This window comes from Bordetella sp. MIP270_01_BMS (assembly GCF_054958705.1).
On the sequence record NZ_CM143297.1, the window covers coordinates 1,364,067 to 1,385,201 of the forward strand.

Below are 21,135 nucleotides of genomic sequence, written 5' to 3' on the forward strand. Positions count from 1 at the left end.
GTCCATGTGCAGCCATTACCAAGGCATCAAGAAGCGCGACCAGCTTGAAAAGTATTTCAGGGCACGTGGAATCCCGCTGCCACCGAACTGGGACATGTGGCCCCGCCGCCTGGGCGAATTTGTGCGCAGGCCGCCGGAATGGGACGCCGGCGACGATGCCGTACCCGATCGTGAAGTCGAGCTCGGGCGCTGGGGGCTGATATCTTCGATGACGCGGGCGGAAGGCCTTGCCAAGGCTGAGAAGCTATCGACCTTCAACGCCCGCTCGGAGACCGCGCCCGGGTCGTATACGTTCGGCAACGCCTGGCGCAAGGGGCAGCGCTGCATTGTTCCGGCGGAAGCGATCTACGAGCCGGACTGGCGATCGGGCAAGGCGATAGCCACCCGGTTCACACGCCTGGACGGATTGCCGATGGGCATTGCCGGCTTATGGGACCAGTACAAGGATGCCCAGGGCAACTGGCGCCTGTCATATACGATGCTGACCATCAATGCCGATGCCCACCCCCTGTTCCAGCAGTACCACCGTCCCAACGAAGAAAAGCGGATGGTCGTGATTTTGCCCGATGGGGCTTATGGCGACTGGCTGGAGGGCAGCCCGTCGGACGTCCGTGACCTGCTGGCGCCGTACCCCGCCGACGCACTGGCCGCCACGCCGCAGCCGCGGGAGTAGCCGCCGGCTCCTGTGATCGCGCGTGCGGGCTCGATAGCGTTGTAGCGGGCGCTGCGTTGGAACGCGGGCGCCTGCCGCGCTGGGTAATGGCCCGCGCTGCCTGTCGAACGCCTGGTTTCTGGAAGATCGCGAGCGCAGCCGCGCCGACCATGAACTGGCCGTGGCGCGCTCGGCCCAGAGTGCGCAGAGCCTGGCCTGAACCTGCCGGCCCGGGCGGGCCGGCCCCGCAGGTTCATTCGTGCGTGATGCGAGTGCCAAGCACCTTCATGCATTCGCGCATGAACGCGGCCAGACCCGTCCAGCCCTTCGCAGAAACGAGATTGCCGTCGACATAGGCTTCATTGGGCTTGACGTCGATGAAGGTGCCTCCTACCGCGGTCACCTCGGGCTCGCACGCTCCCAGGCCCGCGACCTTCCTGCCCTTGAGCACGCCGGGCACGGCCATGAGGATCTGCACGCCGTGGCAGATGGTGAAGATGGGTTTACCCGTTTCGTGGAAATGCCGCACCATGGCCTGGATGCGCGGGTCCGTACGGATGTATTCCGGACCCCGGCCGCCCGCCGCATACACCGCATGGTATTCCTCGACGTTGACCTCGGAGAACGTTTTGTTGATGTCCGCGTAATGACCGAGCTTCTCGGTGTAGGTCTGGTCGCCTTCGAAGTCGTGCAGCGAGGTCTTGATCCGGTCGCCCGCTTTCTTGTCGGGGCACACCACATGCACCACATGGCCGACAGCCTCCATGCCTTGCTGGAATACGTAGATCTCATACTCCTCGGTGAACTCGCCGGTAAGCATAAGAATTTTTTTACCGCTCATTGTGTGTCTCCTGCTGTGGTGAAGAAGCGCGGCGTGTGTCGTGCAGGCACGCCGCGCCTGTAGGTTAGAACGGAGATTTGGGGAAATAGAACTGGTCGGCGTTCTCCGCGGTGATCAACGGCGCGTCGAGCAGGAAGCTGCCACGCATGGGCGCCTGCCCGGCGAATTGGCCGGCTGTCATGTAGATGGCCGATTTGATCATCGCAGGAGGGTAAGGGGTCGAAATGGGCGTGCGCTTGTCGCCGGCCTTGACCATCTCGATGACCTGCTTCATTCCATTGCCACCCAAGGCGTACTTGACGTCTGTGCGGCGCGCCTGGTCGACGGCTTCGATGACGCCCAGCAGCATGTCGTCGTCATTGGCCCAAACCGCGTCGATCGTGGAGTACTTGGACAGGTAATCCTGCATCAGCTTGAAGGCTTCATCCTGATTCCAGTTGGCATACTGGATATCAAGGATCTTGATGTCGGTTTTGGAAATGACATCGGTGAAGCCCTTGATGCGCTCGTCATCGATCACGGTGGGAATGCCGCGCAACACCACGATCTGCCCCTTGCCGCCAAGTTGTTCAGACAGCCACCGCGCCGTATTCGCGCCCACGGCGATGTTGTCGCCGGCGACGTAGAGGTCTTGCACGGAGGGATCGGTAAGACCGCGATCCACCACCGAAATGAACGTGCCCTTGGCTTTGAGCTGCTCCACGGGGCCGGTCAGTTCTTCCGAAGTGAACGGAAGAATAACGAGCGCGTCGAGCTTGCGGGTTGCGGACAGATCTTCCAGGGCCGACACCTGTGCGGTAGCCGACGGCGACGTCGAGACCACTACGTCGATGTGAGGGAATGCAGCCTTGATTTCCTTCGCGGCCTGCTCGGCATGGTAGACCACGCCACCGGTCCAGCCGTGCGTGGCGGCGGGAATGGAAACGGCGATGGTGACGTCCTTGGCCTGAGCCTGCGCACTGCCGAACGTCATGCCCGCCGCTAGCGCGGCTACGGACAATGCCCTGATTGCTTTCATGTTCTGTTCTCCTCTGGATGGACTGCTACGCCTTGTTAACGGCTGTTGGTGAAGCGATGTGCGAGCATGGCGATGATGATGATGGCGCCCTGCACCGCGGCGATGAGATACTCGGAAACCAGGTCGGACAGGACCATCACGTTCGCGATTACCTCCAGAATCAACGCACCGGCAACGGTTCCCCAGATGCGGCCCCGACCGCCCCGGAGCAGCGTGCCTCCGATCACGACTGCCGTAATCACCTGCAGTTCCCAGAGCTGGCCTGTCGTGGGCGTGGCCGCTCCGAGCCGGGGCACATAGCAGATGGCAGCAACGGCGACACAGAAGCCCTGCACGACATAGGCGGTCGTACGTACCCGATTGACGTTGACGCCCGAAAAGCGCGCGACCTCGGCGTTAGAACCCACCGATGTCAGGTGTCGGCCGTACTTGGTGCGATACAACAGGAACGCACCGATCAGCACGACCACCAGAGTGATCAATACGGGATAGGGAATGCCCAGGAAATTCCCGAAATACACGGGCCGATATGCTTCGCGCAAGCTGCGGTCAATGGGAAGCGAGCCCCCGTTGGTCATGAAAGTGATGAAAGCGCGGAATATGCCCATCGTGCCGAGTGTCACGATGAATGGCTCTATGCGCCCGGCCGTGACGATCAGCCCGTTGAACAACCCGCACAGCGTTCCGACGACGATGGCCACGCAAGCCCCCATGGGAATCGCCCAATTTCCGAAAGAGGGCGCGAGGCTGTTCATGACCATGATCATGATGCCTGTCACGAACGCCATCATCGATCCAACTGAAAGGTCCAGGCCCCCGGACGAAATCACGAAGGTGGCGCCGACCGCGATGATGGCGATGAAGGCGCTGCGTGTGACCACATTGGCCAGGTTTGCGGGAGAGATGAAATTGGAATTGATCATCGCGCCCAGCAGCAGAATGACCGCAAGCGCGATGAACGGCGCCAGGTCCGCCCAGCGAATGCGGCTGCCGCGCTCAGTGCTCGGGATGGTTGCGGTCGCGGTGTTCATGTGTTGTCTCCCCTCGGCTGTCTGTTGCGCCGGCAGTCGCGGCGTAGACTATGTTTTCTTCGTTGATGTCTGCACCCGCGAACTCGGCGACAATGCGCCCCGCGCGCATCACCAGCACGCGATCAGCAAGGCCGACCAGTTCCTGCATTTCAGATGAAATGACGATGCACGCTTTGCCCGCCCGCACCAGGGCGTCGATGACTTCGTAGATCTGGCTCTTGTTTCCGATATCCACGCCGCGAGTGGGCTCGTCGATGATGACCACCGAAGGTTCGGCCATCATGACCTTGGCCAGCAGCAGCTTTTGCTGGTTGCCTCCTGACAGTTTGCCCGCCTCGAGCGACAGGGCCCGTACGCGGATGTCATAGTCGGCAACCGCCTTGCGCAACGCGGTCAGTTCCGATTTGCGGTCGAGCACCGGCGAAGGATTGACGCGATCCAGGGCCTGCAATGTCAGGTTGGGCCCCAGCCTTTCGTTCAGCAGCAGGCCCTTGCCTTTGCGGTCTTCGGTCAGGTATACGAGCCCGGCGTCCATCATGCTGCGCACGGAGCGGCCGGAAATTTCGCGCCCGTTCAACACGACTTTGCCCGCCTGGGCGGGCCGCAAGCCAACCAGACCTTCCATCAGCTCGGTGCGGCCCGCCCCGACCATTCCGGCCAGTCCCAGCACTTCGCCGGGCCTGACACTGAACGAACCTTTGCGGGCGCCGCGGTCGACCTCGAGATCGGTCACCGACAGGATGGGCTCGGCGTGGACCTGGTCCCGCTTGGAGGGATAGAGCATTTCGAGCGACCGTCCGACCATCAGCTCGGCCATCTGGCGTTGCCCCATGCCGGCCGCGGGCCAGGTGCCCACCATGCGTCCGTCGCGCAGCACGGTGACGCGGTCGGCAAGCGCCTGCACTTCTTCGAGGCGGTGCGAAATGTACAACACCGCGACCCCCTGGGAACGCAGGCTGCGCACGATGTCCAGCAACGCGGCGACTTCATCGTTGGCCAGCACGGCGGTGGGTTCGTCGAAGATCACCACCTTATGCTGGTAGAGCAGCGCTCGCGCGATCTGCACCAGCTGGCGCTGGGCCAGGGGCAAGTCGCCCACGCGATCGCGCGCGCGCGCCACCGAGCCCACGCGCGCCAGCAAGTCGGCCGCGCGTCGATTCATTTCGCGGTCGTCCACGGCCAGCCCGCGCCTGAGCTCGCGGCCCAGGAAAAGATTCTGCGCGACGGTAAGGTCGGGCGCCAGCAGAATTTCCTGGTGGATCAGCACGATACCCGCAGCCTCGGCGGCGACAGCGTCGGAAAATGCCACCTCGCGCCCTTCGGCCACCAACTTGCCCGAGGTGGGAACCACATGGCCGGACAGCAGTTTCATCAGGGTGGACTTGCCTGCGCCGTTCTCGCCGATGATGGCGTGGACTTCGCCGGCCCGGATATCGAGCGTGATATCCGACAGCACCGTGATAGGGCCGTAAGCCTTGCCCAGACCTTCGGCCCGCAAAGTGGCCGGCGCCGAATCGAATCCGGCCTGGTCGGGCATGAGGCGCGCCGGGGCGTTCATTCGAAGGCCGACAGCAGACGGTCGCGAGAGCGCTGGATGTGCTCGTGCATGGCCGTGTACGCCGCGTCAGGATCGTTGGCCCGGAACGCCGCGAGCAGGGTCTCGTGTTCCTGCAGGGCCTCCTGGGTCACCCGGGTGTGGAACATGAGGCGAAAGATATGCAGGTGAACGTGCAGGTTGTATAGCGTGGTGCGGATGACCTCGTTGCCGGCGATGCGCATGATCTCATCGTGGAAATTGGCATCTGCGCGGGCGAAACGCGAGTAACGCGTATTGCGGTCGACCGGGGCTTCGCCATGCCCCATATCGGCGGCGGAATTTTCCAGCGACTGCAGATCATCCGGGGTCATGTGGAGCGCCGCCAGCCGGGCCGCCTCGGGCTCGAGCAGCAGGCGGAAAGCATAGAGATCGTCGAATTGCTTGCGCGACCACTGCGGCGCCGCGTGATAGCCGATGAGATGCTCTTTGCGCACCAGCCCTTCGCGTTCGAGGCGGCTGAGCGCTTCACGGACGGGGGTCTGCGAGACTCCCAGTTCACGTGCCAGCACATCAATGGGAATCCGGGCGCCGGGCGCGATCTCGAGGGCCATCAGCTTGTGATAGATGTGGTCGTACACGCCGTCGACCATGCTGCTGGGCCTGACATTAATCGGCTTGGTTATCGGTTCGGCTGCGGGGGCCACATTGATTCTCCTGATACGGCATAGACGCGAGCAAATTCTTGCAGATAGGATATTTGATGTCAAATAAAATATCCTATACGATCCGATATCAGATAATTCGGCGCTCAAGTTCGGTGCTTGGGGGCTGTGTAGCGGCGAGGCCGCGCCCTTCTTATATAAAGGAACCCCCATGAACGCGTTCGGCACGATCAGGGCCCCCCGCGAACTGATCTTCGGTTACGGGCAGCGGCACGCGCTGGGACAGGCAGCCGCTCGCCTTGGCAAGCGCGCCCTGCTGGTCACCGACACGCGCCTGGCCGGCGATGGCGACCTGCACGCGATGCAGCGTGACCTCGAGGCCGCGGGCCTCGCCGTACGGCTGGACAGTTCCACCCTTCCCGACGTACCCATCGAATCGGCCGTCGCCAGCGCCGCCGCGGCCCGGGCTTTCGCACCGGATCTGGTCATCGGAGTCGGCGGGGGCTCGTGCCTGGACATGGCAAAGTGCGTGGCCCTGCTGCTGACGCATGGCCGCCACCCCTCGGACTATTACGGCGAACATCAGGTCCCTGGCCCGGTAATGCCCCTGATCGCCGTCCCGACGACGGCCGGCACGGGCTCCGAGGTGACCCCCGTCGCCGTGCTGTCCGACACCGAGCGCAGCCTCAAGGTCGGAATTTCCAGCCCCTACCTGATTCCCACGATTTCGATCTGCGACCCCGAGTTGACGCTGACCTGCCCGCCGAGCCTGACGGCGATCGCGGGCGCGGATGCCATGACACACGCTATTGAGGCATACACCGCCATCCGGCGCGACCCGGTTCCCGGCATTGTTCAAGAGCGCGTCTTCGTGGGCAAGAATGCACTGTCGGATCAGTTTGCCTTGCGCGCCATTGCCCTGCTGTGGCAAGGGCTCGCCGCCGCCTGCCGCGACGGTTCGGACCGCACGGCACGCGCCAATGTAATGATGGGCGCAACCCTTGCCGGGCTGGCTTTTGGCGTGGCGGGCACGGCCGCCGCCCACGCCATCCAGTATCCCGTGGGCGCATTGACCCATACCGCGCACGGCGCGGGAGTCGCGTGCCTGATGCCTTATGTCATGACGTGGAACGCGCCCGCCATTCAGCCCGAACTCGCACAGATCGCGCGCGCCGTGGACTTGCACGACGCCGCGGCTGTGATACCCGCCCTGGCGGCGCTCTTCGCCGGCATCGGAATCCCGCCGACACTGCGCGACCTGGGCCTGGCCGAAGACAAGCTCGGTTGGGTCGCGGAGCAAAGCTGCGGTATCGCGCGGCTCATCCAGAACAACCCCCGCGCGCTGCCGCTGCCCGACATGCATACCCTCGTTACGGCCGCGTACACCGGCGACCGCGACGCATTGCGCTAACTACCAGGAGCCCCACCCCACCATGGCTATTCCCGAACTGACCGGTTACGCAGATCCTCTCCTGCACGCACAAGGCCTCTATATAGGCGGCAGGTGGCACAAACGCGCAGGCGTACCCGTGGTCAACCCGTCTACCGGCGAGGTCCTGGCCGAAGTGGCCGACGCCAGCACCGATGACGCCATGCAGGCAGTCGCGGCAGCTGCCGATGCCGCCCACGGTTGGCGCAACACACCTGCACGCCAGCGGTCTGAAATATTGCGGCGATGGTTCCAGCTCATGATCGAGCACGCCGAATCCCTGGCCATGCTGATATCGCTGGAAAATGGCAAGGCGCTCCCCGACGCGCGCGGCGAAGTCGGGTACGCCGCCGAGTTTTTCCGGTGGTATGCCGAGGAAGCAACGCGCATCGGCGGCGAATACCGGCACACCCCATCCGGCTCGCACCAGATACTGGTCGACCACGAACCGATCGGCATCGCGGTGCTGATCACTCCCTGGAACTTTCCGGCGGCAATGGCTACACGCAAAATCGGTCCCGCCCTGGCGGCGGGTTGCACCGTGGTATTAAAGCCGGCCCTGGAAACCCCGCTTACGGCGTATGCCATGGCGCGCCTGGGGGAAGAGGCCGGCGTTCCCCCCGGTGTGGTCAATGTACTGACCACGCGGCAGCCCGGCGAAATCACCAACGCCATGCTGGCGGACCCCCGGGTGCGTAAACTCTCGTTTACGGGTTCCACGGGCGTGGGCCGCATCCTGCTGGCAGAGGCCGCCAAGAACGTCGTGAGCTGCTCGATGGAATTGGGCGGCAATGCGCCATTCATCGTACTGGACGACGCAGACCTCGATGCAGCGCTGGATGGCGCCATGGTGGCCAAGATGCGCAACGCGGGCGAAGCATGCACCGCCGCCAACCGCTTTTATGTTCAATCGGGCATACACGACGACTTCGTGCAAGGCCTGACCGAGCGCATGGCGGCGCTGCGCGTGGGCCCCGGCTATGACCCGCAAACGCAATGCGGGCCGATGATCACGCCGCGCGCAATCGAGAAGATCGATCACCTGGTTTCGACGGCGGTACGGATGGGCGCGCGCGCCACCACCGGCGGGGCTCCCGCGCGCGGGCCGGGCTACTTTTATCCGCCGACCGTTCTGGTGAATGTACCGACCGACGCACCCATCGCACGGGAAGAAATTTTTGGCCCGGTGGCGCCCGTTTACCGATTCGATACTGAAGACGAAGTGGTGCGCCTGGCAAACGACACCGAATATGGTCTGGCCGCGTATCTGTACACCGCAGACCTTCAGCGGGCCATGCGCCTGGGCAAACGACTCGAAACGGGTATGCTGGGCATCAATCGCGGCCTGATGTCGGATCCGGCAGCCCCGTTCGGCGGTGTAAAGCAAAGCGGACTGGGCCGCGAAGGCGGCGTCACCGGCATACTGGAGTTCACTGAGCCGAAGTATTACGCGGTAACGCTCTAGACCCGCGAGGGCCTTGCCATCCTGCCACAACGGAGGAATCAATGAAGGGCAGCGACGCCTATCTGATCCGGGACTTCGTGCCCGACTTCGACGCCATCGCGGCGGAATGTGCCGAACGCAGTCGCGCCATTGCCGCGCGGGCGACGCTGAAGTGCGATGTCGCCTACGGCGAGCGCCCGCGTGAAACACTGGACCTGATTTTTCCGGACAAGCCGGCGCGCGGCGCACCGCTGCACATACTGGTGCACGGAGGCTATTGGCGGTCCGGCGAGAAGGCCAACTACCGCCTGGTGGCCGAACCGGTCATTGCCGCGGGAGGCATTGCGGCCGTGGTCGAGTATGACCTCATGCCCGAGGTCCGTCTGCCTCAGTTGGTGGCCCAGGTCCGCCGGGCGGCCCGCTGGCTGCATGCGCATGCCCGCGAAATCGGTGGCGACCCCGCCCGCATGTCGGCCAGCGGGCACTCGGCCGGCGCCCACCTTGCCTCTTATCTGGCAGCCGTCGCCCCCGGCGAACCCGCACAAGATCCGCTGCCATCCATGCAGAGCCTGCTGCTGGTGAGCGGCATATACGAGCTTTCCGGCATTCCGGCCAGCTTCCTGAAGCACGAAGCGCGCATGACCCCTGCCGAGGCGCGGGACTGGACGCCCCTCGATGCCGAGCCGCTAGGGGAAACCGCCCGCATCTACGCTTACGGCACGGAAGAGACCGCGCCCTTCGTCGACCAGGCCGCACAGATGTACGCCAGGCATGACGCAGCGGGGCTTCCCACTGAATTGATGCCGGTGAATGGCGCGAACCACATGAATGTCGTGCTCGACCTGGCCAACCCCGACCGCCCCCTGGGACGCCGCCTCGCCGACCTGGTGGCCGGCCGTTGAGCCGCAACGCTGTATCGGCAAGGACGCGTCATCCGCAAGAGCGAGGCTGACAGTCTGGCACCACGCCGGGCTGGGCGGGCACGCAGCAGAAAGCGTGTTTTTTCTATATAAACAAAAAAAAACGATATAGTGCCAGCCCATCAGAGGCACACGGCGAAGGCGGGCATGACATACGACTCAGGCATCCAGGTTTACGTAGATGAGGCCAGGCGTGCGCTCGGCAAGATGGCCGGACTGCAGATCACGCTGGCCCAACGCCGAATGCGGGCGGACCAGTATGCAGCGCTGGTGCGGGAGCCTTACCCGGAATTCCTGGAGGTTTCCGACACGTACATCGTGCGGCAGGGCCACGAGATCCCGGTGCGCGTCTATCGACCGCGCAGCGATGGGCCCATGCCCACGATTGTTTATCTGCACGGAGGCAGTTTCGTGGCGGGCAGCCCGCAGGGCCACGATTTCATTACGGCGAGCCTGGCCTGCAACACGGGCGCTCAGGTTTTCAGCGTGCATTACCGCCGCGCGCCGGAAAACCCCTACCCCGCGCCCACGATGGATGCGTACGATGCCCTGTGCTGGGCGCACAGCGAGGCCCCTATGCTCGGGGTCGACCCCGACCGCCTCGCGGTGGCCGGCGACAGCGCGGGAGGCAACCTCGCCGCTGCATGCGCCCTGCTGGCCCGCGACAGATCAGGCCCGCGCCTGCGCATGCAGGCGCTGATCTACCCTACCCTGGATGCGGACCTGGAAACGCCCAGTTATCGCAACAACACGCAGGATGCCTTCCTGACTCGGGATGCCATGGCATTTGCGCTGGACGCTTTCCTGCCCGGCGGACTGGGCACCACCGACGGCTACGCGCTGCCGATGCGCGCAACCGATCACGCCGGACTGGCGCCGGCGTACCTGTTGCTGGCGGACCACGACCCCCTGCTGGATGATGGGCTGCGCTACGCCGAAAAGCTGGCCGCGGCAGGAACGTCCGCGCAGGTGCGCGTCGGTGTGGGGATGATCCACGGTTTCCTGCGCGCACGCCGATACAGCGCCGTGGCGGAAGCGGAATTCCAGCTGTTGTGCGATGCCCTGCGCCAGGCGTTGGAACTGCCCGCGCCCAGGCAGCGCTGGTAGGGTGTTCAGCGCAGGCCCGGTCTACAGATGCCGGCTGCTCGCTGGCTCATGAGAGATGATCCAAAGCAGGCTGGCCGGCTCGTCGAATGGATTGCTGAAGGTGTGCGGAGTGGCACCGTCGAACTGGAAGCTGTCGCCACTGTGCAACTGCAAAACCTTGCCGGCCAGATTCAGTTCAAACGTGCCATGCAGCACCATCCCGCCCTTCTCGGCAGCGTAGCTCAACGGAGAGGCGCCTGAGCTGCCCCCGGGCTGGATGTTCAGAACCATGAATTGCAGGCGTTCGCCGGCCGGCGGCGACAGCATTTCCTTGGTCATGAGCGGTGTGCCGAACTGCACCGCCCGACGCGTGCCCTGCCGCCGCACGTGCGCGGCCAGATCATCCGATGGCGAGCCGGGTTCCCGGGCGCCGTCGAAAAGCGCACTCAGGGGCACATCCAGCGCCTGCTGGATGCGCATCAGGGTTTTCAGCGAAGGATTGCCCAGGTCCCGCTCGATTTGACTGAGCATGCCAATCGCGACACCGGAGGCGGAAGATAACGCCTGCAGCGAAATCTTCTTGTGTTTGCGGATACGCCGGATGGCCTGTCCGATGGATTCGGAGTCGTCGTGGTTCATGCGAACGAAGGGGCAGGAATCAAGGAGATGACTTCAACCCCATGTTGTCGAGGATGGGCAACCAGTTTGCGTAGTCTACTTCGAACAGTCTTTTTGCTTCGGCCAGCGACCCTCCCATGGGGATCAGACCCAGCTGGCGCAGCCTGGCCTGGAACTCCGGGTCGCTCACGGCCTGGTCCACGGCTTTATGGATGACGGCCTCGACCGCCGCGGGCGTGCCGCCCGGCACGAATATCGCCTGCCAAGGCTGCAGCATATGCTCGACCACGTCGCCCAGGCCGGCCTCGGCCACCGTGGGCACGTCGGGCAGTTCTTCGAGACGGCTTTCGCTGAATACCGCCAGCGCGCGCACCTTGCCCGCCTTGGCCAGTTCCTTAATCACGGGAGGCGTGTCGACGAGAAAGGCGTTGCGGCCCTCGACCAGGTCCACCAGGGCCGGGGAACTGCCCCGGTACGCCACGTGCACCACCTCCGCTCCGATCGCATTGGCGAAATACTGCGCAGTGATATGGCCAGAAGTGCCGATGCCGGCCGAGCTGAAGTTGTACTTGCCCGGTGACTGCTTCAAGTATTCCGCGAAGCTCTTCAGATCCTTGGCCGGCGACGTAGCCGGCACCACCAGGACCAAGGGCACTTTGGATATCAGTGCAACGGCCGAGAAGCTGCGCACCGGGTCGTACGGCAGTTCGGCAGCGGTGCCGGCCAGCAGCACCTGCGTCGACATGCCCCCCAGCAGCAAGGTATAGCCGTCAGGCTGGGCACGGGCAACCGCCTGGTTGCCGACGAGCCCCCCTGCGCCCGCGCGATTTTCCACAATGACCGGCTGGCCCAGAGAGGCCGATAGCCGCTCGGCAACCTGGCGGGCCACGATATCTGAATTGCCGCCAGTGGGGAACGGCACCACCAGTGTCACGGGACGGCTGGGATATGCGGCCTGGGCAGAAGAACTGATGCAGAGGAGCGCAACCGGAAGCGTTCGCCCCAGGATGCGCGCAAACCGGGACGTCATGAAGCGCAGCATATTGATCTCGAAGTGAAGGAAAACAAATTTACTATTTACAGTAAATTCACAAACCGAACCTTCGCTAATTTCGAAAAAAAAGACTATTCGGGAAAGCCCGAGCCTGCGCGGCACGCCGGGCGAAAGCGCCGCCGGCGCGGCCGCGCCGGTTTGATCAGGAAGCGGCCGCTGGCAGCAACACGTACACTTTGCGCACCGTTTCCTGGATTTCCCAGACCCCTTCGGTACATGGCGACATCATCAGGGTATCGCCGGCCTTGAACACCACGGGCTCCTGGCCTTCAGGCGTGAAAACGCCGCGGCCAGCAAGAATATGCATGACCTCGGCGGATTTGACTTCGCGCCTGAACTTCCCCGGCGTGCATTCCCAGATAGCCTGGCCCAGCGAGTCGGCGCCGGGGATGTCCAGCTCTTGTGCGCGCAGCGTGCATGCCGGCTGTGACAGCGGCTTTCCCACCGTGCCCGCGTCGTCCAGATCGCGGATGCCAGCAGTCTGGGAAAGAAGTATGACGGCCATAAGATCTCCATGAGTGGTCCGGCGTGGACCTTTAAAGTGAATGAAAGCGCGCACCGCGCGGCGGGCGCGCCGATGATACCCGCGCGGGCGCGATCGCGCAGCCAACAGGCGCGGGACGATGCAGAGGCCCGCTCGGCAGGCGCAAGCGGCGGCGCATCGCCCGCCTCGACGCTTGCGCCGTCGATGTTGAGCGCCCACGGGGTTGCCTCAGGGAATTGCAAGGACTCGCCGGCTATCGGCCAGCGGTCATGGGATTGTTGTTGCGGTAAAGCTCGGTTTCAACCGGGCGAGCGCATGTCCATGCCGGAAAACACTTGCCGGTTCCGCTGGCAAAAAGGCTCGATGGCCTTCTGGGACAACCGCTGCACCATGCACTACGCCATCAATGACTACCCCGGACAGCGACGCGAGATGCACTGCATCACGATCCAGGGTGTGCGCCCCACGTAGCGCCCGCCTTCTGATGGCCGCCTATCGCCCCGCGCCCCGGGGCTTGAGCGCCGCCGCGAACAGCGGCTTCCACGACTGGATGTGACGAGTGATCAGGGCCGAGATCTCGTCGGCCTTGCCCGCCACCGCCAGCTCGACCATCTGGTAGTGTTCGCTCACCGAGGCACGCTGCCGTTCGCGCCCCTCGGCCGAATTGATGCCATATAGGCGCATGTCCGCACGCAGGCTCATGATCATGCGGGTGAGCAGCGGATTACCCGCACGTCCGACCAGGGCCTCGTGAAAGCAGCGGTCTGTTTCGATGTAGCGGCCGACGTCCTCGTCCTGGACCGCCTGCGCCACTTCGTCAGCCAGCGCCACCAGGGGCTCGGGATCGGTCAGGCCACGGCGCGCCAGCGCCACCAACGCCCCTGATTCAAGCATGACGCGCACGTCGAAGTGGTTCTCGAGGTCTTGCGGCGTGGTTTCCTGCACACGAAAGCCGCGATTGCGCATGGGCTCTACGAGCCCGGCGCGGCTCAGCTCGAGCAGCGCTTCTCGCACGGGCGTCGTGGAAATGCCCAGTTCGCTGGCAAGGCTGGGAACCGAATAGATTTTCCCGGGCGCCACCGCGCCGGTGACGATCTCTGAGCGCAACTGTGCGATCACAGTTTCGCGCAGATTAGCGGGCGGCGCCATCGTGGCCATGCGTACTACCTCCTACGTTTGGGTGCTGATTCCAGTGCTTACTTTAGCAAACCCGCCGCAGTAGCGCGTGACGCGCCCATCGTTGCTGGCGCGCACGCATGGCCATGAGCTCTCAACTCGCCCGCCCCATGGAGGGATAGCCGTATTCCCGAGCCGGAACCCAGGTTTCCTTGATGGTGCGAGGCGACACCCAGCGCTGCAGGTTGAGCATGGAGCCCGCCTTGTCGTTCGTGCCGCTGCGCCGCGCTCCGCCGAACGGCTGCTGCCCGACGACGGCGCCGGTGGGCTTGTCGTTGATGTAGAAATTGCCCGCCGCGTGCCGCAAGGCGGCCGTGGCCTGCGCAACGGCATGCCTGTCGTTGGCAAACACCGCGCCGGTCAGCGAATAGGGACTGGTGCGATCCACCAGGGCCAGCACGTCGTCCCACTGCTTGTCCGGGTAGGCGTATACCGACAGTACCGGGCCGAAAATTTCCTCTTGCATCGTTGCCGCGTCGGGATCGGACACCTCGATCACCGTCGGCTCGATGAAAAATCCCACGCTGTCGTCGCCACGTCCGCCTGCCAGCACGGTGGAGCCCTGCGACGGAGCCTGGCCGATGTACCGCATGATGCGGTCGTAGGCCTTGCGGTCGATGACCGCCCCCATGAAGACGCCGAAGTCGGCGACGTCGCCCATGCGCACGGTGGCCAGGTCGTCGAGCAGCGCCTGCCGGACGCGGGGCCACAGCGAGGCGGGCACATATGCGCGCGATGCAGCGCTGCACTTCTGCCCCTGGTATTCGAACGCCCCGCGCAGCATGGCAACGCTGAGATCCCGGGGATCGGCGGATGCATGGGCAAGTATGAAATCCTTGCCGCCGGTTTCTCCCACCAGGCGGGGATAGGTTCGATAGTTGGGCAACTGGCGGGCCACCTGCTGCCACAGGCTGTCGAATACGGCGGTGGAGCCCGTGAAATGCAGCCCGGCGAATTCACGCGAGCCCAGCACCGCTGCGGAAACCGCGGCGGAATCACCCGGCACGAAATTGATCACGCCAGGCGGCAGGCCCGCCGCCTCGAGCAGTTCCAGGATAAAGTAGTTGCTCAGCGAGGCCGTGTAGGCGGGTTTCCAGACCACCGTGTTTCCCATCAGCGCGGGCGCACAAGGCAGGTTGCCGCCGATCGCGGTGAAATTGAAGGGAGAGACCGCGTAAACGAACCCTTCGAGGGGGCGGTAATCGAGCCGGTTCTGCGCGCTGTTGATCGACAGCGGCTGGATCTGCTGCAGGCGTTCCGCAAAAGCGACGTTGAATCGCAGGAAGTCGATCAATTCGCACGCCGAATCGATCTCTGCCTGATGCACAGTCTTGCTCTGCCCTGCCATGGTGGCCGCGTTGAGCTTCTGTCGCCACGGCCCCGCGAGAAGCTCGGCGGCGCGCAGGAACACGGCGGCCCGCTCATGGAAGGGCATGGCGGCCCAGCCAGGCTGGGCGTCCACCGCCGCTTGCACTGCCCCGGCGCTGAGCGTTTCGTCGGCCTGCGCCACGGTGCCCAGCGTGCGCGCATGATCATGCGGGCAGCAAAGTGTGCGGGAACTTGCGCCATGATGGCGCCGCCCACCAATGACCAGCGGAACCTGCGACGGCCGGGCCAGCTCGTCGAGCGCTTGCTCGAGCTGGCGGCGCTCTGTGCTGCCGCAGCGGTATTCCAGGACGGGTTCGTTGGCAATATGCGAGGTGTTCATTTCTATGTCCGGAAGTCGACGTCATTGGCCCGGAATGACCGGCGGAACGTAGGTGAAGGTGTGCATCAGGATGGCGGCCGCCGCGATGACGATGGGGAAATGGACGAGGAACTGAATCGCGGTATATCCCACCAGGTCTTTGGACTTCAGCCGCAGGATGCCCAGCAGCGGCAGCATCCAGAACGGGTTGATGAAGTTCGGCAGCGTTTCGGCGATGTTGTAGACCATGACCGTCCAGCCCAGGTGGGCCTGGATCTGGTTGGCGGCTTCCATGATGTAGGGCGCTTCGATGATCCACTTGCCTCCGGCCGAGGGAATGAAGAAGCCGAGAAACGCCGAATAGATGCTGACGAGTATGGAGAACACCGTGCTGTCATGGGCGAGGCTGACGAACCACGTGGCAATGGCATCCGAAAGCGAGTGCCCGTGTTCGTTCACCACTTTGGTGAGCACATAGCCGATGCCGCCATAGAACGGGAACTGCAGCAGCACGCCCCCGATGCTGGGCATAGCGCGGCCAAAGCTTTCCAGGAAACTGCGCGGGCGCCAGTGCAGTAACAGCCCCAGCATCAGGAACACGAAGTTGTAGGTGTTCAACTGCGACAGGGTGATCAAGGGATTGCCGCTGCGGAACGTCGTGTACAGCCATCCCGCCGCCAGCACGAGCACGGCCACGGTCAGCAAGGGGCTGAACTCAAGGTAGTCGCCCGGACGCTGGCGATGCACTTCGGGCAGCTTGTCCTGGGTCAGGTCCACGCCGAGGTCCTGCGCGGTTTTCGAGCGCTCCGGGCTGGGCGTCGTGAAATAGCACACCAGCGCAGACACGACCGTCACCAGGATCACCACCACCAGGTTTTGCCAGGTCAGTATGGTCTCGGAAAACTCGATCACCCCGGTGATGGGCATCAGCGACGCCGGGATGCTCGCCGGCGTGGCCTGCAGCTGCGCGGCAGAGGAACTCATGCCCAGTGTGAAGCCACAGCCCAGCCCAAGATAACCGGCAGCGCCAGCCGCCCGGTAATCCAGCCGCATGTCGGTGCGGCGCGCCATTTCGCGCACCAGCAGCCCCGAGAAAATCAGGCTGAGGCCCCAGTTGACCAGGGATAGCAGAATGCTGAGCGTGCCGATGAACACGACGGCGCCGCGCGGCGTGGAGGGAACCCGCGCGAGGGCACGCAGCATCCATGCTACCGGCGGCGACATGGCCAGCACATATCCCGTGATGGCGACCAGCGCCATCTGCATGGTGAAGGGAATGATGCTCCAGAAGCCAGCGCCGAAGGCCTGGCTCACGGCCAGCGGATCGCCGCCATGCAGAATCGAACCCAAGGCCACGACCACGCACGCCACGACGACGAACACGTAGGCATCGGGAAACCACTTTTCTGACCAGGCGACAATAGCCTGCGAGAACCGCTCAATGACGCTGCTGGGTGGCTGCATGCGCTCGGCGGGCGCAGGGGCAACAAGTTGATCGTTAGGCATGGCAGACTCCGGTGGAAAGGGAGATTAGGGTTACCTGCGCAATATCAGGGGGGTAATGGGCACTGCCTGGCAGGTCAGGCAGATGTCGGAAGGACCATCGAAGGTGGTGAGGTGTGCGACTTCGCCAGAGACGATGCGCATGGCGCAGCTTTCGCATTGCCCTACCCGGCAGCCGCTGGGAAGGTTCAAGCCGTGCCGGTCTGCCGCATCGAGCAAACTGCCATCGGCCGGCTTCCAGGTGTAGGCTTTGCCCTCGTCCTGGATCTGAACCGGCTGCGGCGCGAGCGTGTCGGGCACGCGCGCTTCACTGGCGAATGCCTCAGTGGAAATGTCATGGCGGGGAACGCCTCGCGCGATCAGTTGCTCGGTGCAATGCGCGATGAATCCCGCGGACCCGCACAGATACACGAGAGGCTCGGCCGCGATCAGCGCCGCATCCAGCCAGCCGAACTCCAGCTGGCCGCTCTGGTGGTAATCGCGTCCTTGGACATCGTGGCATCCGGGCTGCGAATAAACCGTGTGGAGGCGGACACTACCCACGCGGTTCGCCAGGCGCGCAATCGCATCGCCATACGGATGCGACACGCCGTCCCGGCATGCGTGCACCAGCCACACTTGTGGGGCGGACCGGTTGTGCAGGGCCAGCGCTTCCAGGTATCCCTGGAACGGAGTGATGCCTATGCCGCTCGCCATCAGCACCACCGGGCGCTTTGTCTGCAAGGGTGGAGTGAACACGCCCGACGGCGGGCTCAACAGGACGCGCGCGCCCTCGTGCAAGCCGTGCATTGCCGTGGACATGACTCCGTCAGGGCCCGGACCGCCATGCACGCGGCGCACGGCGATGGACAGATGGCCGGGAGCTCGGTGAGGCCCGGTGAGCGAATAGGCGCGCCGCGCATTGCCTTGCGGCAAGGAAACGATCACATGCTGGCCAGGCAGAAAATCGGGCAGGCTGCCGGCATCGGCCGGTTCGAGCCGGAATTCCGCCACGTCTTCAGACAGTTTGCGCTTGTGCGCCACGACAAACTCTCGCTCGCCCGCCCAACGGCCGACATTGCGCGCGTCATCGCGCACCACTTCGCACACCGAGGCTCGCAGGGGCACGGATCCGCTGACGGGATCGCGATGGCTATCGGTGAGCAACGCATTGATGTTGCTGGAGTCCGCGCCCACAATAGGACTGGCGGCGCGGCCCAGCGCTTCGCAGCCCTGCCACCAGCCGAATTCCGCGATCGCCACATCGTCATGCAGATCGCTGTTGATTCTGGCCCGCAGGCTTGCCTCGCCGTAGGGCGTGCTCACACGCACCCAGTCGCCCGTCGTGACGCCGCGGTTCTGCGCCGCGCGCGCGCTGATATGAATCTGCGGATCGGGTGACTTGCGCCGCAGCGCGGCCACATGCCTGTGGGACGAATGGACGAACCAGCCGGTCTTGGCCGTGGTCAGCACCAGCGGATAGCGACCGTCATGGACAGCCGGCGTGTCGGCGGGTTCGACATACTCCGGCAAGGCTGGCTGGCCTATGGCGTGCAGCGCCTCGGAGAAAAGCTGCACCCGGCCGTCCGTCGTCGGGAACCCGGGCGCCCCGCCGTGAGCCGGATTCCGATATTTTTCGTGTGCAAACGCCTGCGGGAATCGCATGCCCTCGGGCTGCTGACGCAGGTCCTGCACCGTGATGCCCAGCGGCTCCAACTGATGATTCCAGCAGGCGTCCATGTCGCCGCCGAAAAACCGGTCGCGCAGACCGAGCCGCTCGGCCAGCGCCAGGACGATTTCATAGTCGGCGCGCGACTCGCCGGCCGGTGCAACGACCCGTGCCCTGAGCTGGACGTGTTCCACGGCCTGCTGACTGATTTCGAATCCCAGCTTCAGGGCTTCGCGTTCCCAGGGCATGCTGGCCGGCAGCACGATGTCGGCGTTCGACGCGGTGGGATTCATATGCATATCGACATGCACGTGAAAATCCAGGGCCTGCAGTGCGGCCATGTTGCGCGCCGCGTCGGCCTGGGACACCAGCAGATTGGTGCCGAAGGTCATGAGCGTTCGAACAGGGTAAGGATCGTGCCGCAACACCGCCTGGCTGAAGTCGCGCACGGTGATCCATCCCATACTGGGCGGGCCGAGCGGCAGCTCATCCAGGCCCAGCGCCTTGGCGCGTTGCGCCTCTGGCAGCAATTCACGATAGCTGTTCACCGCGCGATATGGCGGCGCAACGGTCCACAGATTGCCGCCCTGCCGGTCGCACGCCCCGGTCAGGGCGTACAGCGAGGCTATGGCGCGCTCGGTCTGCGTGGCGTTGGTGTGCTGCCCGACCCCTGTCCATGCGTGATAGGCCAGGCGCGGCGAATTTTCGAATATGGTGTTGAACCGATGTACGTCGGTTTCGTCGAGCCAGGCGAGCCTGGCGACTTCCGAGGGCGTATAGGCCGCGACCCGATCCGCGAGGGCCTGCAGCACCGTGACGCAAGAGTACAAGCGGCCGTCGTGGGCACGCAGTTTCCAGGAACCAAAGAGTTCGGGTGCCGCGTCGGCATCCACGGCGTCCAGGGCGACGGGACGACCGTCGACGATGCCGACTCTGGCGGCGGAGCCCGCATCGGGCCATAGGTCTGCCGCGCGCAGTAGATCGCCGCTTTCCAGGTTCAGCAGCGCCGGGGCATTGGTCCAGCGGGTCACGAAGCCGCGATCAAAACGCCTGGTGTCCAGCAAGTGGCGAATGGCTCCCATGGCCAACGCGCCATCCGCGCCCGGCCGCACGCGCAGCCACAGGTCGGCCTGCTGTGCGGAGCCGTCTCGCTGGGGGTCCACCACGACCACCTTTGCGCCGCGCTGGCGCGCCGCGGCAATACGCGCGGCCTGCGCCAGCCAGGTGCGCGCCGGGTTGTGCCCCCACAGCAGCACCGTATCGGCGTAGTCCATGTCAGGGACGCCGATGCCGCGTCCGAAGGTCAGGGCATGCGCATAGTCCTTATGCCAGCCGCACACTTCCACTGCGTAGATCAGGTTGGGGCTGCCGAACAGGCGGATGAAGCGCTCGACCCATTCGAAGCTGTCTACCATGGGCGTCCCGCTGGGCGTCGTCACGGCGAATGCAACGCCTTCGGCGCCGTCGCGCGCGCGTGCGGCTGCCAGCCGCGCCGCGACCTCATCCAGGGCCTCCTGCCAGCTGATGGGCTGCCAACCGGGATCGGCCGCGCCGCGCGGGTTGGTTCGCCGCATGGGACGCAACAGCCGCTGTGCAGGAGCGAGCATCTCCGGCGCGGCGCGGCCCTTCGCGCAGAGCGCCCCTCCCGTGGGGTGTGCCGCCAGCGGGGTCACCGCCACCAGGCGGCCATCCTGCACGTGATTGACCGCACCACAACGGGATCTGCACAACGTGCAATAGCCAGGGATTGTCTGTGAATTCATAAGCAGTGTGATGCGTGACGCGCTACTGAATGCACGCATGGTAGTGTGTGACGCGCTACTGCCATATAGGGATAAACACGTATTCCCCCGGGCACGGCGTTTGCAACCACGCCGGTTTTTTCGGGAGGACACCATGGCTGACAATCTGAATGAACGCGGACCGCAGGACCGCAGCCGCATCAACGTGAATGAAGAGTGGGAACTGCGTTACTGGAGCAATTCGCTCGGCGCGACACCCGAGCAGTTGCGGGCGGCAGTCGACCAGGTGGGCCCGATGGTCGACAAGGTGCGAGAGCACATCGCCAAGAACGTCGCACGGCCATGAACGACGCCCCGGTACGCAGCGGCCTGATCAAGCCGCCTTTCGAGCCCGTCTGCGTCGATCCTTCGGCGATCTTTCGCATGGCCGCTGGCGCGGGTCTGCCCAGAGCGCAGACCACGACCGAGGTGTTGGCGTTTGCGCTGGCGGTGGCCGAATATTGCGCCGAGATCGGCGACGCCTATACCGTGGCGGACTCGAATTGCGGGCGCGAGATCCGCGCCCGGTTCGGCCTGGACTGCGCCGCGGAAAGCTAGCGCGCG

At 64.5% G+C, this 21,135-nt stretch carries 20 protein-coding genes; 8 read left to right on the forward strand and 12 right to left on the reverse strand.

Translation table 11 applies throughout. From position 1 onward, the window contains the following. The first annotated feature begins 4 nt into the window (after positions 1-4). Positions 5-673: an SOS response-associated peptidase gene (locus ACV17W_RS06300; RefSeq protein WP_462595565.1), complete on the forward strand. Its 669-nt coding sequence runs from the start codon at positions 5-7 to the stop codon at positions 671-673. 232 nt (positions 674-905) lie between these two features. Here the strand turns inward: ACV17W_RS06300 and ACV17W_RS06305 are convergent, their stop codons facing one another. From ACV17W_RS06305 to ACV17W_RS06325, 5 genes are all read right to left on the reverse strand, one after another. Beyond that, a complete protein-coding gene (locus ACV17W_RS06305; RefSeq protein ID WP_462595566.1) occupies positions 906-1,493 on the reverse strand; it encodes a DJ-1/PfpI family protein in 588 nt (195 codons plus the stop codon). Between the two features lie 64 nt (positions 1,494-1,557). After that, positions 1,558-2,511, reverse strand: coding sequence for a substrate-binding domain-containing protein (locus ACV17W_RS06310; protein ID WP_462595567.1), 954 nt, complete (start codon positions 2,509-2,511; stop codon positions 1,558-1,560). 35 nt (positions 2,512-2,546) lie between these two features. Further along, complete coding sequence (locus ACV17W_RS06315; RefSeq protein ID WP_462595568.1) at positions 2,547-3,542, reverse strand: ABC transporter permease; 996 nt, start codon at positions 3,540-3,542, stop codon at positions 2,547-2,549. Further along, positions 3,508-5,079: a sugar ABC transporter ATP-binding protein gene (locus ACV17W_RS06320; RefSeq protein ID WP_462595569.1), complete on the reverse strand. Its 1,572-nt coding sequence runs from the start codon at positions 5,077-5,079 to the stop codon at positions 3,508-3,510. Before ACV17W_RS06320 ends, ACV17W_RS06315 begins: the two co-directional genes overlap by 35 nt. A 17-nt stretch (positions 5,080-5,096) precedes the next feature. After that, positions 5,097-5,783, reverse strand: a complete 687-nt coding sequence (locus ACV17W_RS06325) for a GntR family transcriptional regulator (protein WP_462595570.1) — start codon at positions 5,781-5,783, stop codon at positions 5,097-5,099. 169 nt (positions 5,784-5,952) lie between these two features. On the opposite strand from ACV17W_RS06325, the gene ACV17W_RS06330 reads away from it, so the two are divergent. The 4 genes from ACV17W_RS06330 (at position 5,953) to ACV17W_RS06345 (ending at position 10,641) form a co-directional block, all read left to right on the forward strand. Continuing rightward, complete coding sequence (locus ACV17W_RS06330; RefSeq protein ID WP_462595571.1) at positions 5,953-7,152, forward strand: iron-containing alcohol dehydrogenase; 1,200 nt, start codon at positions 5,953-5,955, stop codon at positions 7,150-7,152. 22 nt (positions 7,153-7,174) lie between these two features. Beyond that, positions 7,175-8,635: an NAD-dependent succinate-semialdehyde dehydrogenase gene (locus ACV17W_RS06335; protein WP_462595572.1), complete on the forward strand. Its 1,461-nt coding sequence runs from the start codon at positions 7,175-7,177 to the stop codon at positions 8,633-8,635. Positions 8,636-8,676: 41 nt separating this feature from the next. Beyond that, positions 8,677-9,516 carry an alpha/beta hydrolase gene (locus tag ACV17W_RS06340; RefSeq protein ID WP_462595573.1) on the forward strand — a complete coding sequence of 280 codons (840 nt, stop codon included), beginning with the start codon at positions 8,677-8,679 and terminating at the stop codon, positions 9,514-9,516. 165 nt (positions 9,517-9,681) lie between these two features. Continuing rightward, positions 9,682-10,641 carry an alpha/beta hydrolase gene (locus ACV17W_RS06345; protein ID WP_462595574.1) on the forward strand — a complete coding sequence of 320 codons (960 nt, stop codon included), beginning with the start codon at positions 9,682-9,684 and terminating at the stop codon, positions 10,639-10,641. Between the two features lie 21 nt (positions 10,642-10,662). Here the strand turns inward: ACV17W_RS06345 and ACV17W_RS06350 are convergent, their stop codons facing one another. The 3 genes from ACV17W_RS06350 to ACV17W_RS06360 all read right to left on the reverse strand — a co-directional run bounded on the left by ACV17W_RS06350 (position 10,663) and on the right by ACV17W_RS06360 (position 12,797). Beyond that, positions 10,663-11,259 (reverse strand): helix-turn-helix domain-containing protein, encoded by a 597-nt coding sequence (locus ACV17W_RS06350; RefSeq protein WP_462595575.1) that lies wholly within the window; start codon positions 11,257-11,259, stop codon positions 10,663-10,665. A gap of 19 nt (positions 11,260-11,278) precedes the next feature. Further along, positions 11,279-12,280, reverse strand: a complete 1,002-nt coding sequence (locus ACV17W_RS06355) for a tripartite tricarboxylate transporter substrate binding protein BugE (RefSeq protein ID WP_462595576.1) — start codon at positions 12,278-12,280, stop codon at positions 11,279-11,281. A gap of 154 nt (positions 12,281-12,434) precedes the next feature. Then, positions 12,435-12,797 (reverse strand): cupin domain-containing protein, encoded by a 363-nt coding sequence (locus ACV17W_RS06360; RefSeq protein ID WP_462595577.1) that lies wholly within the window; start codon positions 12,795-12,797, stop codon positions 12,435-12,437. Between the two features lie 294 nt (positions 12,798-13,091). Here ACV17W_RS06360 and ACV17W_RS06365 point away from each other — a divergent pair, with 294 nt between their 5' ends. Continuing rightward, positions 13,092-13,247 carry a TauD/TfdA dioxygenase family protein gene (locus ACV17W_RS06365; RefSeq protein ID WP_462595578.1) on the forward strand — a complete coding sequence of 52 codons (156 nt, stop codon included), beginning with the start codon at positions 13,092-13,094 and terminating at the stop codon, positions 13,245-13,247. A gap of 21 nt (positions 13,248-13,268) precedes the next feature. On the opposite strand, the gene ACV17W_RS06370 is transcribed toward ACV17W_RS06365, so the two are convergent. The 4 genes from ACV17W_RS06370 to ACV17W_RS06385 form a co-directional block, all read right to left on the reverse strand. Further along, positions 13,269-13,925, reverse strand: a complete 657-nt coding sequence (locus ACV17W_RS06370) for a GntR family transcriptional regulator (protein WP_462596487.1) — start codon at positions 13,923-13,925, stop codon at positions 13,269-13,271. Positions 13,926-14,046: 121 nt separating this feature from the next. Continuing rightward, a complete protein-coding gene (gene pruA, locus ACV17W_RS06375) occupies positions 14,047-15,660 on the reverse strand; it encodes an L-glutamate gamma-semialdehyde dehydrogenase (RefSeq protein ID WP_462595579.1) in 1,614 nt (537 codons plus the stop codon). Between the two features lie 21 nt (positions 15,661-15,681). Next, positions 15,682-17,145, reverse strand: coding sequence for a short-chain fatty acid transporter (locus tag ACV17W_RS06380; RefSeq protein WP_462595580.1), 1,464 nt, complete (start codon positions 17,143-17,145; stop codon positions 15,682-15,684). 30 nt (positions 17,146-17,175) lie between these two features. Then, entirely contained in the window at positions 17,176-20,553 is a 3,378-nt protein-coding gene (locus tag ACV17W_RS06385) for a molybdopterin-dependent oxidoreductase (protein ID WP_462595581.1), read from the reverse strand. A gap of 133 nt (positions 20,554-20,686) precedes the next feature. Between ACV17W_RS06385 and ACV17W_RS06390 the strand changes: the two genes are divergently transcribed. Continuing rightward, the gene (locus tag ACV17W_RS06390; protein ID WP_462595582.1) at positions 20,687-20,878 is read left to right on the forward strand and encodes a DUF3606 domain-containing protein; all 192 of its coding nucleotides are present in this window, start codon (positions 20,687-20,689) and stop codon (positions 20,876-20,878) included. Further along, the gene (locus ACV17W_RS06395; protein WP_462595583.1) at positions 20,875-21,129 is read left to right on the forward strand and encodes a hypothetical protein; all 255 of its coding nucleotides are present in this window, start codon (positions 20,875-20,877) and stop codon (positions 21,127-21,129) included. Before ACV17W_RS06390 ends, ACV17W_RS06395 begins: the two co-directional genes overlap by 4 nt. Positions 21,130-21,135 lie beyond the last annotated feature (6 nt).

Coding starts and splice junctions, on each gene's coding strand:
- ACV17W_RS06345 (WP_462595574.1), top strand. CDS start 9,682: ATGACATACGACTCAGGCATCCAGGTTTACGTAGATGAGGCCAGGCGT.
- ACV17W_RS06390 (WP_462595582.1), top strand. CDS start 20,687: ATGGCTGACAATCTGAATGAACGCGGACCGCAGGACCGCAGCCGCATC.
- ACV17W_RS06335 (WP_462595572.1), top strand. CDS start 7,175: ATGGCTATTCCCGAACTGACCGGTTACGCAGATCCTCTCCTGCACGCA.
- ACV17W_RS06380 (WP_462595580.1), bottom strand. CDS start 17,145: ATGCCTAACGATCAACTTGTTGCCCCTGCGCCCGCCGAGCGCATGCAG.
- ACV17W_RS06320 (WP_462595569.1), bottom strand. CDS start 5,079: ATGCCCGACCAGGCCGGATTCGATTCGGCGCCGGCCACTTTGCGGGCC.
- pruA (WP_462595579.1), bottom strand. CDS start 15,660: ATGAACACCTCGCATATTGCCAACGAACCCGTCCTGGAATACCGCTGC.
- ACV17W_RS06350 (WP_462595575.1), bottom strand. CDS start 11,259: ATGAACCACGACGACTCCGAATCCATCGGACAGGCCATCCGGCGTATC.
- ACV17W_RS06365 (WP_462595578.1), top strand. CDS start 13,092: ATGTCCATGCCGGAAAACACTTGCCGGTTCCGCTGGCAAAAAGGCTCG.
- ACV17W_RS06305 (WP_462595566.1), bottom strand. CDS start 1,493: ATGAGCGGTAAAAAAATTCTTATGCTTACCGGCGAGTTCACCGAGGAG.
- ACV17W_RS06330 (WP_462595571.1), top strand. CDS start 5,953: ATGAACGCGTTCGGCACGATCAGGGCCCCCCGCGAACTGATCTTCGGT.
- ACV17W_RS06300 (WP_462595565.1), top strand. CDS start 5: ATGTGCAGCCATTACCAAGGCATCAAGAAGCGCGACCAGCTTGAAAAG.
- ACV17W_RS06385 (WP_462595581.1), bottom strand. CDS start 20,553: ATGAATTCACAGACAATCCCTGGCTATTGCACGTTGTGCAGATCCCGT.
- ACV17W_RS06355 (WP_462595576.1), bottom strand. CDS start 12,280: ATGCTGCGCTTCATGACGTCCCGGTTTGCGCGCATCCTGGGGCGAACG.
- ACV17W_RS06395 (WP_462595583.1), top strand. CDS start 20,875: ATGAACGACGCCCCGGTACGCAGCGGCCTGATCAAGCCGCCTTTCGAG.
- ACV17W_RS06370 (WP_462596487.1), bottom strand. CDS start 13,925: ATGGCGCCGCCCGCTAATCTGCGCGAAACTGTGATCGCACAGTTGCGC.
- ACV17W_RS06315 (WP_462595568.1), bottom strand. CDS start 3,542: ATGAACACCGCGACCGCAACCATCCCGAGCACTGAGCGCGGCAGCCGC.
- ACV17W_RS06310 (WP_462595567.1), bottom strand. CDS start 2,511: ATGAAAGCAATCAGGGCATTGTCCGTAGCCGCGCTAGCGGCGGGCATG.
- ACV17W_RS06360 (WP_462595577.1), bottom strand. CDS start 12,797: ATGGCCGTCATACTTCTTTCCCAGACTGCTGGCATCCGCGATCTGGAC.
- ACV17W_RS06340 (WP_462595573.1), top strand. CDS start 8,677: ATGAAGGGCAGCGACGCCTATCTGATCCGGGACTTCGTGCCCGACTTC.